The 16,547-nt window shown below is 55.5% G+C and carries 14 protein-coding genes; 3 read left to right on the top strand and 11 right to left on the bottom strand.

Going from position 1 to position 16,547, the window contains the following annotated elements; genetic code table 11:
* Window positions 1-137: 137 nt before the first annotated feature.
* The 9 genes from recC to rppH all read right to left on the bottom strand — a co-directional run bounded on the left by recC (window position 138) and on the right by rppH (window position 10,122).
* Window positions 138-3,512, bottom strand: coding sequence for an exodeoxyribonuclease V subunit gamma (gene recC / locus ACQG1K_RS17735; protein ID WP_426720774.1), 3,375 nt, complete (start codon window positions 3,510-3,512; stop codon window positions 138-140).
* Between the two features lie 12 nt (window positions 3,513-3,524).
* Window positions 3,525-3,848, bottom strand: coding sequence for a prepilin-type N-terminal cleavage/methylation domain-containing protein (locus ACQG1K_RS17740; protein ID WP_023298509.1), 324 nt, complete (start codon window positions 3,846-3,848; stop codon window positions 3,525-3,527).
* Window positions 3,833-4,231, bottom strand: a complete 399-nt coding sequence (locus ACQG1K_RS17745; RefSeq protein WP_367075779.1) for a DUF2509 family protein — start codon at window positions 4,229-4,231, stop codon at window positions 3,833-3,835. Before ACQG1K_RS17745 ends, ACQG1K_RS17740 begins: the two co-directional genes overlap by 16 nt.
* Entirely contained in the window at window positions 4,228-4,788 is a 561-nt protein-coding gene (locus ACQG1K_RS17750; RefSeq protein WP_032626039.1) for a prepilin peptidase-dependent protein, read from the bottom strand. The genes ACQG1K_RS17745 and ACQG1K_RS17750 overlap by 4 nt, the downstream gene beginning before the upstream one ends.
* The gene (locus ACQG1K_RS17755; protein WP_032626041.1) at window positions 4,779-5,243 is read right to left on the bottom strand and encodes a prepilin peptidase-dependent protein; all 465 of its coding nucleotides are present in this window, start codon (window positions 5,241-5,243) and stop codon (window positions 4,779-4,781) included. The genes ACQG1K_RS17750 and ACQG1K_RS17755 overlap by 10 nt, the downstream gene beginning before the upstream one ends.
* A 184-nt stretch (window positions 5,244-5,427) precedes the next feature.
* Window positions 5,428-6,222: a thymidylate synthase gene (thyA, locus tag ACQG1K_RS17760; protein WP_367075781.1), complete on the bottom strand. Its 795-nt coding sequence runs from the start codon at window positions 6,220-6,222 to the stop codon at window positions 5,428-5,430.
* Between the two features lie 6 nt (window positions 6,223-6,228).
* Window positions 6,229-7,104 (bottom strand): prolipoprotein diacylglyceryl transferase, encoded by an 876-nt coding sequence (gene lgt, locus ACQG1K_RS17765; protein ID WP_022649236.1) that lies wholly within the window; start codon window positions 7,102-7,104, stop codon window positions 6,229-6,231.
* A 228-nt stretch (window positions 7,105-7,332) separates the two neighbouring features.
* Complete coding sequence (ptsP, locus tag ACQG1K_RS17770; protein ID WP_023306854.1) at window positions 7,333-9,579, bottom strand: phosphoenolpyruvate--protein phosphotransferase; 2,247 nt, start codon at window positions 9,577-9,579, stop codon at window positions 7,333-7,335.
* A gap of 12 nt (window positions 9,580-9,591) precedes the next feature.
* Window positions 9,592-10,122, bottom strand: coding sequence for an RNA pyrophosphohydrolase (gene rppH, locus ACQG1K_RS17775; RefSeq protein ID WP_032622373.1), 531 nt, complete (start codon window positions 10,120-10,122; stop codon window positions 9,592-9,594).
* Between the two features lie 684 nt (window positions 10,123-10,806).
* Between rppH and mutH the strand changes: the two genes are divergently transcribed.
* From mutH to ACQG1K_RS17790, 3 genes are all read left to right on the top strand, one after another.
* Window positions 10,807-11,499: a DNA mismatch repair endonuclease MutH gene (mutH, locus tag ACQG1K_RS17780; RefSeq protein ID WP_022649239.1), complete on the top strand. Its 693-nt coding sequence runs from the start codon at window positions 10,807-10,809 to the stop codon at window positions 11,497-11,499.
* A 128-nt stretch (window positions 11,500-11,627) separates the two neighbouring features.
* Window positions 11,628-11,846 (top strand): YgdI/YgdR family lipoprotein, encoded by a 219-nt coding sequence (locus ACQG1K_RS17785; protein WP_003862794.1) that lies wholly within the window; start codon window positions 11,628-11,630, stop codon window positions 11,844-11,846.
* 132 nt (window positions 11,847-11,978) lie between these two features.
* On the top strand, window positions 11,979-13,019 hold the full coding sequence (locus ACQG1K_RS17790) for an NADP(H)-dependent aldo-keto reductase (protein ID WP_015571754.1): 1,041 nt from the start codon (window positions 11,979-11,981) through the stop codon (window positions 13,017-13,019).
* 105 nt (window positions 13,020-13,124) lie between these two features.
* Here ACQG1K_RS17790 and lplT read toward each other — a convergent pair whose 3' ends face one another.
* Both lplT and aas read right to left on the bottom strand, forming a co-directional pair.
* Window positions 13,125-14,318, bottom strand: a complete 1,194-nt coding sequence (gene lplT, locus ACQG1K_RS17795; RefSeq protein WP_022649240.1) for a lysophospholipid transporter LplT — start codon at window positions 14,316-14,318, stop codon at window positions 13,125-13,127.
* The gene (gene aas, locus ACQG1K_RS17800; protein WP_063152110.1) at window positions 14,311-16,470 is read right to left on the bottom strand and encodes a bifunctional acyl-ACP--phospholipid O-acyltransferase/long-chain-fatty-acid--ACP ligase; all 2,160 of its coding nucleotides are present in this window, start codon (window positions 16,468-16,470) and stop codon (window positions 14,311-14,313) included. The genes lplT and aas overlap by 8 nt, the downstream gene beginning before the upstream one ends.
* Between the last annotated feature and the right edge of the window lie 77 nt (window positions 16,471-16,547).

Raw genomic sequence — 16,547 nt, forward strand, 5'->3', positions numbered from 1 at the left:
CGACCTCTTTATCACGGCTACATCATTAACAACGTGCGTGCTGGACACGCCAGCATCTCTTTCTTTGGGTACATCAGTCCGTGATAAGAGGTGCATCATAAATGAACACCCCGTGCTGTGCAATTTTTATACAGCACTCAGGACTGCTTAAATTTGAACAACGGTAACAGGTAGCGTTGCGCCTCTTCCGTGATAATGTCGAAATATTCTGGCTCCAGCGTTCGCCATAAACGTTGATACCAGACATCGTCGCCCTCGCCACGTACCATCATGTTCCCTTCGTAGGCCTGCAAAAACTTGCTGCGCGCTTTCTGGAGCGAAGCCTCATCCGTTAACATGGCATCATTCTGCGCGTCGTAACAGGCTTTTATCCATGCCCCCCCACTTTCAGGCAGCAAAAGCAGAGGCTTGTTCATGCCCTGACGATAACCTTCAATATAAAGCGACAGATACGTCAACGCCTGCTCAGGCTCCATCGGCGGGAAGCGCCACTCGCCGTCCTTACGTACAAACAACCGGCTTTCGCCTTCGTGACCACTCGCACTGTAGACAAGATGTTCGAGCCAGAGTTGCAGGCCATGTGAAACGCTGAGCATAGATGGGCGCCAGCGTAGCAGCCCGTCAGACTGCACGTGCGTGAGCCAGCCGCTGAGGTGCATACCGTTACAATCGAGATCAATTTCAATGCTGCTCGCCGGTTGCCGACACGCGATAACCCGGTCAGCAAGCGCTTGCATCTCCTCACACTGGGCATCCCAGACGATTTCGCCGAACGCACCATACGGCAGTAATCCCGACGCCCTGTAACGTCGGAACAGTTTACTGGCGTCTTCTTCGTCAACCAGCGCATTCAAAAGCTGGGAATTAAGCTTAAAACGCTCCAGTCCATCAAGAATAAACGGTTCCGCATCAGGGATTTCGCTCTCTTCCGAGCGGAAGTTCACCTGCAAGCGTTGCTGGAAAAAAGCCCGAACCGGATGGGCCCAAAAGCGCTGCAGCTGCTCAAACGTAAGGGTGTCTATGACGCGCGGTTCGAGCGCCTGAATGAAATCGGTTTGCGGTGTGCCCGCGTTCTTCGCAGCGGGAAGCCACTCGCGGGCGTAGCTTTGCAGTTCATCAGGAACGTAATTGACAGGATCAAACGGCATACGGCTATGGTGACAGGTAATATGCGCTTTCACCCGACGTTCGCTTTCGTCGCAGTTACAGGCCTCATCGCCCGGCAGATAGTGACTCTGCCCGATGTAGTCCACCAGCTCCTGCACCAGCACGGACGGGAAACGCTCGCTGTTGTCCTGAATTGAACGGCCGATATAGCTGATATAAAGCCTGCTTTGCGCAGACATCAGCGCCTCAAGGAAGAGATAACGGTCATCATCGCGGCGGCTGCGGTCGCCCCGCTTCGGCTGTGCGCTCATGAGATCAAAGCCCAGGGGTGGCAGCGCACGTGGATAAATACCGTCGTTCATGCCAAGCAGACAGACTACTTTGAACGGGATTGAACGCATCGGCATCAGGGTGCAGATATTCACCGGCCCAGCAAGGAAGCGCTGGCTGATGCGCTCCTGATCGAGACGTTGCGTCAGCTCATCACGCAGAAGCGAAAGGGGAACCGCCTCGTGATAGTGCGAATTAACCCCCTCATCAACGATGGCCTGCCACTGCTTCTCGATAAGCGCCATGGCGGCTTCCGTTTCGCTGTCCGGCAGGAAGAAGTCATTTAGCATTTCGCGGCAAATCGGCAGCCACTCTTCGAGTGGACGGGGCTGCATCAATGCACGGCGCCAGCGGTTGAGCTGCATCAGCAGCGAGGCTAAGTGACCAACCAGTTCCGCAATTAACCCACTGGACTCATCGTACGGCAGCACGTCATTCCATTCGCCGTGGATGCTCTCCATCGCATACCCCAGCAGCATACGCGTCAGGCCAAACTGCCAGGTATGCTGGCCAGTCGCGGGCAGCTCAAACTCCTGGACGTTATCATCGTCGATTCCCCAGCGGACGCCGGATTCGTTGACCCACTGGCGCAGGTAGCGCAAGCCCTCTTCGTTAATGCTGAAGCGTGCGGCCAGAACAGGCACATCCAGTAATGCCAGCACATCCTCAGAGATAAACCGGCTATCAGGCAGCGAAAGCAGGCTGATAAAGGCCTGTAGCGCCGGGTGTGACTGACGAGCACGGCGGTCAGAGATCGCGTAGGGAAGATAGCGGTCGCCCGTTGCGCTGCCAAATACAGCCTGAATAAACGGGCTGTAGCTGTCGATATCCGCCACCATCACCACGATATCGCGGGGTGTCAGGGTTGGGTCGTCCTGCAACATGGCCAACAGGCGGTCATGAAGAATTTCAACTTCACGCTGTGGGCTGTGGCAAACGTGGATCGCGATACTGCGATCGTCAGGATCCAGTTTTCGCTTCTTATCGCTTCGCGCAAACTCCTCGGCAGTGATCCCGGCCACGGCACGGTTTTCTAAATCCAGAATATCAAGCTGAATATTGTGCAGCAGGCTGTCCGGCGTAATATCCGCAAACGCGTCCACGTCCCCCTCTCCCGAGGAGGTGATATCTGAAAGCAGATAAATATAGTCGCGCCCCAGCTTGCCCCACGAGGCAAGTAGCGGGTTCGGCAGGTTCTGAATCCCCTCTTCATCGAAAAGCTGCGCCGCGTTTTCACTGTCTTTAAACAGCGGCACGGCGCGTTCCTCAAAGAGGCGTTTACGCTGGCGGGTGACCAGCCGTGAAAGCCAGCGCGGATCCTGAATATCTCCCCAATAGTGCCGACATGGGTTGGTAAAGAGGATATGGATATCAATGTGCTTACCGAGCGCTTTTAGCGCGTTCAGGTAGACAGGCGGCAGCGCGGAGATACCGCAAATGAACACGCGTGACGGCAAACGGGCTGGCCGTTCTGCGGTGTTCTCAAGTGTTGAGATAAAGCGATCGTACAAGTTAGCACGGTGCCATTTAGGCTGACCGAGCTGCCCGGTATGCTCGACCAGCGCTTTCCAGAGCGGCGCCTGCCAGATTTGCGCTTCCGGTAACCCATCGACTAATTCTCCCGCTTCCCAGCGAATCAGCCATTCTGCGCGGTAAACCAGATACTGGTCATAGAGGTCAGCAGTGCGTGAGGCCAGCTGAAAAAGTTTGCGCTTGTCGGTGTCGTCATTCAGATAGTGGCGCAGCATGGCGAACTCATCATGCGCCAGCATGTCCGGCAGCAGCGTCATCAGTTTCCAGGCCATGCTTTGTTTGTTGAAGGCACTCTGCTCAGGAATATCCGGCAGGACGCGAACAAACATCTCCCAGATAAAGCTCGCGGGCAGCGGAAAATCGATATTCGCCGCAATGCCAAACTTCTGCGAAAGGGACATTTGTAGCCACTGCGCCATACCGGTGCTCTGCACCAGCACCATTTCTGGCTCAAATGGATCGTCAAGACGCTCTTGCTCAACGATATACTCCATCAGTGCTTCCAGCACATCCAGACGATTTGAGTGGTAAACCCTTAGCATAAACGCTCCCGACTAGCGGCTAACCGGGCAATGCAGACGCGTCAACGCGCCCTGCCGCCCCAGAGGAGAAATAAGTGTGACCGTGATGCTGACACATCCGGACTGTGTTGTCTGCCCCCGACTGACCTGCCAGCCCGGCGGGAGCGTTAATGTTGAGATCTGCGACTGATTCCACGCATGATGCCATAGCTGGCGATACTGGCTAAGCGCCGCATACCGGGCTGCCAGCGCGCGATGATATCCGGATAACGCCGTCACAACCACAACCAGCAACATCATTGCCAGCAAAACCTCAACCATGCTAAATCCTTTTTGTCTGCTCAGGGTAACTGACATAGCGCACTTTCCTTAAGGGGGCAGAAGTCGCTCCAGCCGTGGGCAGAAAAGCGTATTTGTCCTTCCGCGATATCCCCGCCTCGCCATAGCAACAGATCGTCATTTCCGGCAATAAGCAAAACACGCGCCTCAAACAGCCTTACACAGACCCGCAGACCTTGTGTCTGCTTGCACTGAACCTCTGGCCGTAAAGCCCAGTCCTGAACGCGTCCCCACTCCAGTGCAGATTGCAAGGCAGCCTGCTGGCGAACAGACAAACTCTCGCCATTCACCAACGTACTAAAGGTTTGCAACTGCTGGTTTAATCCGGTGAGGATCAGCGTGCCGAGCACCAGCAATAGCAATACCAGCGCCAGCGATGACATGCCCCGCTGACGATTCACAGATTAAACCCCGTTACGGTGTGGCGAGCCGAAAAGGGTGCAGTCAGTTCACCTTTGCGGCGGGCACGCAGCTCGATACTGATGACCGGCGCAAAGCCAGCACGATCGGTTTTAGTGACCATAAACTGCTCTATCAGGACCCGATCCGGGTCAGTGAGCTTATCCCATCCCTTACCTTCACAGGATGTCGCGCCCCGCAGCGTTTCGAGCGTTCCGGACTCAAGCCGAAATCCCGTGCTGTCATTTTCTGACGCGGTGCTATCCCACTGGCCGTTGCTGTTTGCATCCCATTGCACAATTGCACATCGCCCTTGCCTGCCGATAATTAACCCTTGCCCCTGACAATGCCCTGCACAGTATCCTGCTCGCTGGAGCTGTTTACCCATCGCAAGCAGGCGTTGCCACACCTCATCTTCCAGCTCCCGTTGCCCGGATTGCAGTAAAACACCCCGCTGTAGCCCCGGTAAAAAACGTGACGTGCTGAGTAACAGAATACTGCTTATCGTCATCGCAATCAGGACCTCCAGCAGGGAAAACCCTTTTTGTTTTACTGGCATAGACTTTCTCCTGCGGCATTACACAGCCTGATACGTCCGCCATTTGAGACAATAACCCACCACGCACCGGCGCGGCTCTGCACGCGAATATGTCCGGCCCATGCGGTATCCCTTAAGCCGTAAAATCCCAGCGCAGGCGTTACGTCGCTCAGCGTGACCTCCGGCCATAACGGTTTCATCACGAACGGGTCGCCGCTGTCGCAGCCCGGGACCACAGCGCTGACAAGGCAGGCCTGATTCCCGTCAGCGTGAAGCGCAATCCTGTGCTCGCTGTTGTGACGATTTGCGTCGTTTCGCAAGAACGCCAGGTAATCCCGCACCTGACAGGCTGTCTGCCAGAGCCGCTGCCGCTGTTGCCAGCTGTCCCAGCCATAAAGACCCGTCGCGCTGAGGATCACAACCAGCGAGATGGCGAAAAGGGTTTCGATAAGCGTAAAGCCATGTTCGTTTTTCATGGCGGGAGTGTGGCGAAATGGCAGAAAAGGCGCGAGCGTTAAACCAGAACATTACGAGCCGCTTTCCGGAGATTTTCACCCGTTGCAACGCGTTACATCGTCTCTGGAAACAGGCTCGAAGAACAAAACGAGCGCGAAAAAAAACCGGCGCTAAAGAGCACCGGTTGTGTCAGGATTCGCCGTATCAGATGGCGACAGGGGCTTTGATGCCAAGATGCGGGTCGTAGCCTTCAATCTCGAAGTCATCAAAACGGTAATCGAAGATCGAGTCCGGTTTGCGTTTGATCACAAGCTTCGGCAATGCACGCGGTTCGCGCGTCAGCTGGAGATGCGTCTGTTCCATATGATTGCTGTAGAGGTGGGTATCACCGCCCGTCCAGACAAAATCGCCCACTTCAAGATCGCACTGCTGCGCCATCATGTGCACTAACAGCGCGTAGCTGGCGATGTTAAACGGCAGGCCGAGGAACACGTCGCAGGAGCGTTGATACAGCTGGCAGGAGAGTTTGCCGTCCGCCACGTAGAACTGGAAAAACGCGTGGCAAGGCGCCAGCGCCATTTTATCCAGTTCACCCACGTTCCAGGCAGAAACAATGATACGGCGCGAGTCCGGGTCATTTTTCAGCTGGTTCATGACGGTCGTGATCTGGTCGATATGGCGGCCGTCCGGGGTAGGCCACGCGCGCCATTGCTTGCCGTAAACCGGCCCCAGGTCGCCGTTCTCATCTGCCCACTCGTCCCAGATGGAGACATTGTTTTCATGCAGATAAGCAACGTTGGTATCGCCTTGCAGGAACCAGAGCAGTTCATGAATGATCGAGCGCAGATGGCAGCGCTTCGTCGTCACCAGAGGGAAGCCTTCTTGCAGATTGAAGCGCATCTGGTGGCCAAAAATGGAGAGCGTACCGGTGCCGGTGCGGTCGTTTTTCGGCGTGCCCTCGTCGAGCACTTTTTTCATCAATTCAAGATACTGTTTCATGATTCCTCAGGAAAGTTGTTGCTGTGGACGACGACGATACGCCCAAATCATCATAATGGCACCCGCGACAATCATCGGAATGGAGAGGATCTGCCCCATGCTGATGTACTGTACCCACTCGCCGGTAAACTGTGCATCCGGCTGGCGGAAGAACTCGACGATGATACGAAACGCGCCGTAGCCAATCAGGAACAGACCAGATACTGCCCCCATTGGGCGCGGTTTGCGGATATACAGATTCAGGATGATAAACAGCACCACACCTTCCAGCGCCAGCTCATAAAGCTGAGACATATGACGCGGCAGAACGCCGTAGGTATCGAAAATGGACTGCCACTCAGGATGCGAAGGCAGCAGCGCGATATCCTCTGCGCGGGAGCCCGGGAACAGCATGGTAAACGGCACGCTCGGATCGACACGCCCCCAGAGTTCACCGTTGATGAAGTTGCCCAGACGCCCTGCACCCAGCCCAAACGGGATTAATGGCGCAATAAAATCAGCCACCTGGAAGAAGTTACGTTTGGTGCGTTTGGCGAAGATCACCATCACGAGGATCACACCAATCAGTCCGCCGTGGAAGGACATGCCGCCGTCCCAGACGCGGAACAGATAGAGCGGGTCGTTCAGGAATACCGGGAAGTTGTAGAACAGGACATAGCCGATGCGCCCGCCCAGGAATACGCCAAGAAAGCCAGCATAAAGCAGGTTTTCCACTTCGTTCTTCGTCCAGCCGCTGCCCGGACGACTGGCGCGACGACCAGCAAGCCACATGGCAAAGACGAAGCCCACCAGGTACATCAGTCCGTACCAGTGAAGCGCTACAGGTCCTATTGAGAAAATAACCGGATCGAATTCCGGAAAATGCAGATAACCACTGTTCATCTGTCACCACAAGATGTTGTTATTCCGCTGAAAGTGGACAGCGGCTGAATTGCATTCCCGCCGTTGGCAGGTGCTCCAAAGTTGCGAATCATAGCATAAGGCAGGCGCGGAGGATGCGCCTGAGATGTAAAAGATGTGTATAGGGTTTTATGCGCGCTGTTCCCCCTCACCCCATTCCTCTTCCTCAAGGGAGAGGGGGTCGTCCGAGCAGTCATTATTTTGTGGGGATCAGCGGCCGCCGCGGATCAAACCGCCCATGCCGCGTCGCTCCATAAACGCCGCCACCTGATGGCGCACTTCGGCTGCCAGCTGTGCTTCCAGGCTACGCGCGGCCAGCTCATGCGCCTCATCTTGTTCGATGTGACGTAACAGGTATTTCACACGCGCAACGGAACGTCCGTTCATTGACAGGTGACGGAAACCGAGGCCAATCAGGATCGCCACGCACATCGGATCGCCGGCCATTTCACCACACAGGCGCAGGTCGATATTATGCTGCTCGGCTTCGCGGGCGATCATCGCCAGGGCACGAAGCATCGCCGGATGCAGGCTGTCGTAGATACTGGCCACGCGCGTATTGTTGCGATCGACCGCCAGAATGTATTGCGTTAAGTCGTTGGTGCCAACGGAGATAAAATCAACGCGGGTCGCCAGCTGCGGTAACATAAAGACCATCGAAGGCACTTCCAGCATCACGCCAATACGGGGTTTAGGGATCGCGTAGCCGATCATCTCTTCCACTTCGCGCCCTGCACGTTCAATCAACCGCCGCGCTTCGTCGATCTCGTCAATACTGGTGACCATCGGCAGCAAAATGCTAAGATTCCCCGTGGCCGCGTTGGCACGCAGCATCGCACGAACCTGGATAAGGAAAATTTCCGGCTGATCGAGGGTAATGCGGATCCCACGCCAGCCGAGGCAGGGATTCTCTTCACTGATGGGCATATAGGGCAGTTGCTTATCCGCGCCGACGTCGAGGGTGCGCAACGTGACGGGTTTGTCGTTAAACATCTGCAACATGCCCTGATACTGCGCAACCTGCTCCTCTTCTGACGGGAAGCCGCTTTGCAGCATGAACGGTATTTCGGTGCGGTAGAGACCAATGCCATCGATGCGGCTGCCGAGCTTCTCTTCATGCTCGGGGCTTAATCCCGCGTTGAGCATCACCTTCACCCGCTCACCGCTCTTGAGCTGCGCGGGCAGGTTGACGTCATCTTCCGCCAGCTTGCTTAATTCATTCTCTTCGCTGATAAGACGCTGGTACTCCTGAAGAAGAACCGGCTCAGGATCCACCAGCAACTCACCGCGATATCCGTCCACCACCAGCGTGCGGCGATGCAGTACGGAGGGCTGAATATCCGCCCCCATCACGGTCGGAATACCGAGCGCACGCACCATAATGGCGGCATGAGAGTTAGCTGCGCCATCGCGCACCACCACGCCCGCCAGCCTGTCCTGCGGTAATTCCGCCAGCGTCGTCGCCGAGAGTTCATCGGCCACCAGCACAAACCGGTTCGGCCAGGCATTCGCCCCCTGAATAGTATCATCGAGGTGGAACAGCAGACGTTGCCCAAGCGCGCGTAAATCGCCGGCGCGCTCTTTCAGATAGCCGTCAGTCAGTACCGCAAACTGCTCGGCAAATTTTTCAATGACCTTTTTAACCGCCCACTCTGCCACCGACCCCTTATCGACCTCGGCAAATAACTCACGACGCAAACGCGCATCGGAAAGCAGGTGTGAGTAGAGATCGAAAATGGCCGCCGTCTCTTTTTGCGCGCCAGCGGCAAAGCGTTTGCTGTAGCGACGAAACTCATTCGCCGCCTCTTCCAGCGCAGCGGTGAGCCGTTCGCGCTCAAGCGCCTCATCCAGCGTAGAGGCTTCGTAGACCTGCTCCATCAGCGGGAGCGTGGCATCCATCCAGCCTTCGGCAATAGCGACCCCCGGCGAGGCCGGAAGCGCGCGAATACGCGTATGACGATACTGACCAAAAAGGGCTGTCAGTTGGGACTGAGAGAGGATCGCCGCCATCTGCGTTGCCAGCGTGACGAGGAAGGACTCCTCGCTTTCATCGTACTGGCGCAGCTCGCGCTGCTGAACAACAAGCACGCCAAGCAGCTGGCGGCGCTGAATAATCGGTACGCCAAGAAACGCGCGGAAACGCTCTTCTTTGACGGAAGGGATATATTTGAAGCTGGGGTGTTTTTGCGCATCGGCAAGGTTGATTGGCTCCGCCAGTCGCCCGACCAGGCCAACAATACCTTCATCAAACGCGAGCGTGACGGTACGTCCCCGTGGTTTTTTTAATCCGCGGGTTGCCATAAGGTAGTAGCAACGTCGGTCATGGTCGGCCAGGTAGACCGAACAGACCTCGGTTTCCATCGCAAGACAGATGTCCGTCACCAGAATATTCAGCGCCTCGTTGAGGCGAGGCGCACTGGCGACCTTTTCAACTATTTCTCGCAAGCGGGTGAGCATGATTTGCGTAGCTTAACCTCTTTTACGTCGCCAGGCAGGTGCGCTCTGTGGCTTCGGAGTCGTCTCCTGAAGCTGCATCACGACACTTGCGAACTCTTTCATCACCCTACGGTATACATCGCGCTTGAATGACACGACCTGACGAACCGGATACCAGTAGCTTACCCAGCGCCAGCCATCAAACTCTGGCGTGCTGCTGGTTTGCATATTGATATCTGAATCGTTGCCCACCAACTGCAAAAGAAACCACTTCTGTTTCTGGCCGATACAAACCGGCTTTGTGTCCCAACGCACCAAACGTTTCGGTAACTTGTAACGCAACCAGTTGCGGGTCGAAGCCAGGATGCGAACATCTTTTCGGCTTAAACCAACCTCTTCAAACAGCTCCCGGTACATCGCTTGTTCTGGGGACTCTCCAGGATTGATCCCGCCTTGCGGGAACTGCCAGGAGTGCTGACCATATCGCCGGGCCCACATCACCTGGCCCTGACGATTACAAATTACTATTCCTACGTTTGGGCGGTAGCCATCGTCATCAATCACCGGACTACCCCAAACTAAATCTGATATATGAATGATTGTTTCACACTACAGGGAGGCGGTAAACCACTCTCTTACAGGCCTGCAACCTAATAACATTTGAATAACTCACAATTTTGTGAGGAGTTATAAACAGATGAGGGCGACTGAGACCATTTTTATTCACCTTTTCTGTGGATATAGTTGTGAAGAAGTATGGAATTACCGATGAACAACCTTGTGGCCCGGCGAATCGGCAATTTTCATCACTTAAAATAAATTATTTAAATTCATCTAGTTAAACGTAAATTTAGGGTATCAAAGGCGATTAACGTGACGATCGTCACATCAAAGATCTTCCTGGTGATGAAAGATCGAACAGCGTCGGTTTTATCCACAGATTGTGCCAATAAGTTAGGCACAATTTATGTGAAAATTCGATTTTCATCGCACGTCAAGGCTGTAAATTGAGACAGTAGTGGCGGTTATTCGCAGTTATCCCATTTTTCTGTGGATAACATGGTGTAAGATCCTGTTTATTGTCAGTGACCAGAATTGCACAACCTGTTTTTTAGCCATGGCGCGACGGGATACATTCTTAAAAAACATAATATAAATCATCCACATGGAATATATACTCAGAAAAAAGTAAACTCTATCCACAAGGGATAAAATATCAGTTCATTTTTTAACCAAAAGGTTGTCAGCATGCATTCTCTCGCCCCACTGCTCTCTCCTCCCGTCAGTGAAGCCCAGTTGCTCCAGCAGGCACAACGTCTGGCAGGCTATGCACTGGGCGAGCTGGCCGTGATGGCGGGGTTGACGATACCCAACGATCTGAAGCGCGATAAAGGCTGGATCGGCGTGTTGCTTGAACGTTGGCTGGGCGCAAGCGCGGGCAGTAAACCCGAGCAAGATTTTGCGGCGCTGGGGGTGGAACTGAAGACGATCCCCATTGATAGCCTGGGGCGGCCACTGGAAACTACCTTTGTCTGCGTTGCGCCGCTAACGGGTAATAGCGGAGTGACATGGGAAACCAGCCACGTCAGGCATAAGCTGAAGCGGGTGTTGTGGGTACCCGTTGAGGGTGACAGGCAGATCCCGCTGGCAGAGCGTCGCGTTGGCGCCCCGCTGCTCTGGAGCCCGGATGAAGAAGAAGAAAGACAGCTTTCCCAGGACTGGGAAGAGCTGATGGACATGATTGTGCTGGGACAGGTTGAGCAGATCACCGCCCGGCATGGCGAAGTGCTGCAACTCCGTCCCAAAGCCGCCAACAGCAAAGCGCTCACTGAAGCGGTAGGTGCACAGGGCGAACCGATCCTGACGCTGCCGCGCGGCTTCTATCTTAAAAAGAATTTCACCGGTGCACTGCTGGCACGACACTTCCTGTTGAAAACATAGTTTTTTACCAATTTTGCGCTCCGGCTAACATAATCTCCTCCTTTTTAAGATTTCCCCCCTTTCACCTGTAGTAATATCAGGTTATTACTACACTATGATTTGATACGAGCCAGGTGAGGATGAGAACGATGAAAAAATGGGCAGTAATTATCTCAGCAGTCGGTTTAGCGTTTGCGGTATCGGGTTGTAGCAGCGACTATGTCATGTCAACGAAAGATGGTCGTATGATCCTGACCGATGGCAAACCCGAAGTCGACGACGATACCGGTCTGGTGAGTTACCGCGATCGCGAAGGCAATCAAATGCAAATTAATCGCGACGAAGTCTCCCAGATCATCGAGCGTTAAACAGATAAAGGTCAGTAGCTTGCTGGCCTTTTTGATTTTTTCCTTCCCCTTTTGCCTTCCCTCTGCCATGTTTATATTCCTTTGTCGGGAGGTTCCTGACGCGGTCTGTATGTCTAAAAAAGGAAACCGGCTATGCATTATCACCGTATCCCCCATAGCGCTCTGGAGATCAGCCAGCTGGGGTTAGGCACCATGACATTTGGTGAACAAAACAGCGAAGCCGATGCCCATGCACAACTCGATTACGCCGTCAGCCAGGGCATTAACCTGATTGACGTGGCGGAGATGTACCCAGTTCCTCCCCGCCCGGAAACTCAAGGTCTTACCGAAACGTATGTCGGCAACTGGCTGGCGAAACGCGGCAATCGCGAAAAGCTGGTCATCGCTTCTAAGGTTAGCGGCCCTTCCCGTAATAACGATGCCGGGATCCGCCCTAACCAGATCCTCGATCGCAAGAATATCCGTGCTGCGCTGGATGCCAGCCTCAAGCGCCTGCAAACCGACTATCTCGATCTTTATCAGGTGCACTGGCCGCAGCGTCCGACGAACTGCTTCGGTAAGCTTGGCTACACCTGGAACGAGAGTGCTCCGGCCGTCACCCTGCTGGAAACACTGGAGGCGCTTACGGAATGCCAGCGCGCGGGTAAGATCCGCTACATCGGCGTTTCCAACGAGACGGCGTTTGGCGTAATGCGCTATCTGCATCTGGCCGATAAACACGATCTGCCGCGGATCGTGACCATCCAGAACCCGTACAGCCTGCTGAACCGCAGTTATGAAGTGGGTCTCGCGGAAGTGACGCAGTACGAAGAGGTGGAGCTGCTCGCCTACTCTTGCCTGGGCTTCGGAACCCTGACGGGCAAATACCTGAACGGCGCGAAACCGGCTGGCGCGCGTAACACGCTTTTCAGCCGCTTCACCCGCTATAGCGGCGAGCAGACACAAAAAGCCGTGGCGGCCTATGTGGATATCGCGAAGCGTCACGGACTCGATCCGGCGCAGATGGCGCTGGCCTTCGTGCGTCGTCAGCCGTTTGTGGCAAGTACCCTGCTCGGCGCAACGACAATGGATCAGTTAAAAACCAATATTGAGAGTTTCCACCTGAACCTGAGTGAAGAGGTCTTAGCGGAGATTGAAGCGGTGCATCAGGTTTATACTTACCCGGCACCTTAAGTTGACGATTTGCCCGGTGGCGGCGTTGCCTTACCGGGCCTACAAAATCCGCCAACATCACGAAACGTAGGCCGGGTCAGGCGGAGCCGCCACCCGGCAAAGATATCACCGCCGACGCTGCCAGACCCACAGCCCGGTAATCGCCAGCGCAAACAGTGCGCCAAACCCCACCCCGATTGCCACAACCGGCGCACCTGCTTTTACCGCCAGCGAGTAAATCCCCAGCATCAGCAGCATCGCCATGTTTTCGCCAAGGTTTTGCACCGCAATGGCGTTGCCAGCCCCGACGGTCTGCTTGCCGCGCTCCTGCAAAAGCGCGTTGAGCGGTACCACAAAGAAACCGCCTAATACGCCGATCAGTAACAACAGGGCATAGGCAGGCAATATGGCATGTTGCAGGGAGAAGAACAGAACGCCGACGCCGATCAGGATCCCCGCAGGCATGCAGCGCGCAACGGTTTCGAGCGTCACCAGTTTGGCCGCAGCCCCGGCCCCGACCACAATCCCGACGGCGACCATGGCATTCAGGTAGGTCGGCGTGGCGTTGTCTGTTATACCCAGCGCCACCGGCACCCACAGCACCAGCAGGAAACGCAGCGTAACGCCAGCCCCCCAGAACATGCTGGTGCCCATCAGCGAGAAGCGTGTTTCACCGTTACGCCACAGTACGCGGCAGGCGTTGAAGAAGCTGCCGGTCATTGGCCCGAAGCGCCAGGATTGTCCCGGACGCGCCACGGCCAGTTTGGGGATAAACAGGTTGGCGATCACCGCGCCACCGTACATCAGTGCGCAGATGCCAAGCGCGGCGAGCACGTGCCAGTCTGCCAGTACGCCTCCCGCCACCGAACCCAGGAGAATAGCCGCAATGGTGGAGGACTCCATCAGGCCGTTGGCCTTCACCAGCTTATCGCCGGTGGTGAGCTCACCCAGAATGCCGTACTTCGCCGGGGAGTAAGCTGCCGCGCCAATGCCTACCAGCGTGTAGCCAACAAACGGGTTGATACCAAAGCAGATGCTTGCCGCGCCCAGAAGCTTAAGACTGTTGGCAAACATCATGACCCGACCTTTGGGGAAGCTGTCCGCCACCTGGCCAACAAACGGCGCAAATACAATGTAAGCACCCACAAACACCATCTGTAGGATCGGCTGGCTCCAGTCGGGATAAAACTCAGCTTTCAGCAACGCCAGCGTAGCAAACAGCAACGCGTTATCGCCGAACGCGGAAAGAAACTGGGCGGCGATAACCGCCATCATGCCTTTCGACCAGATTGAAGTGTTAGTGTGTACTGACTCACGCATTATGCTGTTCCGCCTCTTCAACCATGCCCTTCAGGGTCACAAAATCGGGTTTACCGCTGCCCAGCACCGGTAACTGTTTGAGGTAACGAATATCGCGGGGGACCGCCAGCTCGGGGATACCATGTTCGCGCGCATACCTGAGAAGCGCATCACGCTTCAGTTCACCGTCAGTAGTAAAGAGCACCAGCGCCTCGCCTTTACTGGCATCACTTTTCACCACGGTCGCATGCATTTTCTCCGCCGAGACTGCGGTCGCCAGCGTCTCGACCATTTCAAGAGAGACCATTTCCCCGGCGATCTTGGCGAAGCGTTTTGCACGTCCCTGGATCTGCACGAAGCCCTGATCGTCGAAGCGCACGATATCGCCCGTGTCGTACCAGCCCGTTTCAACCTCGCCAATGACGTTCTCGGCCGTCGGCGCCTCAAGCACGCCCGGGTTTTCCACACGCAGATAGCCGTTCATGACGTTCGGCCCTTTCAGCTGAAGACGTCCGCCGTCTTCAATACCCGGCACCGCCAGCAGACGCGCGTCCAGCCCCGGCAGAATACGGCCAACCGTTCCCGGTTTTGCCGCCATCGGAACGTTGATGGAGACCACCGGCGCGCACTCCGTCACGCCATAGCCTTCCAGAATCCGCAGGCCAAACTTGTCCTGCCAGATCTGGCGCGTACTGTCCTGGAGTTTTTCCGCCCCCGCCACCACGTAGCGCACGCGGAAGAAATCATACGGGTTGGCGAAGCGCGCGTAGTTTCCGAGGAAGGTGGACGTCCCGAACAGCACCGTGCAGTTACGGTCATAAACCAGCTCCGGCACAATGCGGTAGTGCAGCGGGCTTGGGTAGAGGAACACCTCGGCACCGGTCAGCAGCGGCGTAAAGAGACCCACGGTCAAACCAAATGAGTGGAACAGCGGCAGCGCCGACATAAAGCGATCGTTGGCGGTAAAGTCAGCGATGGTTTTAATCTGTTCGACGTTTGCCAGAATGCTTTTGTGGCTATGAACCACACCTTTCGGGTTGCCTTCAGAGCCGGAGGTAAAGAGGATAATGGCATCATCCTCCGGCTGCTGCTTAACCTGCGCCAGACGCGGCATCAGCAGGTGCGCGAAAATCCACAGCTTGTCGGCGGTCGTGACGTCTGCTTTCAGATCTTCCAGGAACACCCAGCGCACCTGCGTCAGCTGTTCCGGCAGGTGCCACAGCTTGCCTTTGTCCAGGAACTGGCGGGAGGTAAAGATGGTGTTGATTTGTGCTGCGGTAATCGCGCTGGAGAGCCCTTTCACGCCCGCCGTGTAGTTCATCATCGCCGGAATGCGGCCTCGGGAGACGGCACCAAAGATCACCGCCGCGCTGATACCCGCGTTTGGCAGCATCAGTCCGATCTTTTCGCCCTGTTTGCTGTACTTTTCCAGGATACGCCCGACAAACAGCGTTTTGGTCAACAGCTTACGGTAGGTATCCGGCGTAAAGTTGATGTCTTCGATGCAGTTTTTCTTCGCACCGTAGCGATACTGCGCCGACAGCAACGATTCATACAGCGTTTCGCGCTGGCGTACGGCCATGCGCGCTTCCATCATAATCTGGTGCAGCATTTCGCCGGCGATTTTACGGCGGTCACGCGCGCGCGGCGCCTCGGGCATCGGCAGTGACGTCGGCGGTAATATATGCAGCGTAATTTTCGGGAACAGACGCTGCTTCACCAGCCCTTTCAGACGGCTGAAAAAGGTCAGCTCAGCCCCGTCGATGCGTAGCGGCACGACGGTGGCCTGAGACTTCGCCGCGACAAAACCGGCGCCGTCGTAAATTTTCATCAGGGAGCCCGTCACTGAAATCCGCCCTTCCGGGAAGATAACCACCGGACGCCCCTGCCCAATCAGACGCACCAGATGTTTAATCATCATCGGTTTGGTAGGGTCGAGCGGGACAAAATCAATCAGCGGCCTGAGCCAGCGCATGTACCATTTTTCACTGATGGAGCTGTACACCGCAAAGACGGGCCGCACGGGCAAAAACAGCGCCAGCAATACGCCATCAAGAAAAGAGACGTGATTCGGTGTGATAAGAACACGCTCGCCATAGAGTGCCTGCGTATCGCCAGTCACGCGAATGCGAAACAGGACACGAAACAGTGTGCGGAAGAACCCAAAAAGCATTTCAACTCCCTTTGCCAGCCAGTGTGAAAGGTATAAATGGTGGCAGATTACACGAGAAGTAGTGAGGGAGCGATAGC

The organism is Enterobacter cloacae complex sp. 402C9 (genome assembly GCF_050030745.1).
Lineage (GTDB): Bacteria > Pseudomonadota > Gammaproteobacteria > Enterobacterales > Enterobacteriaceae > Enterobacter > Enterobacter intestinihominis.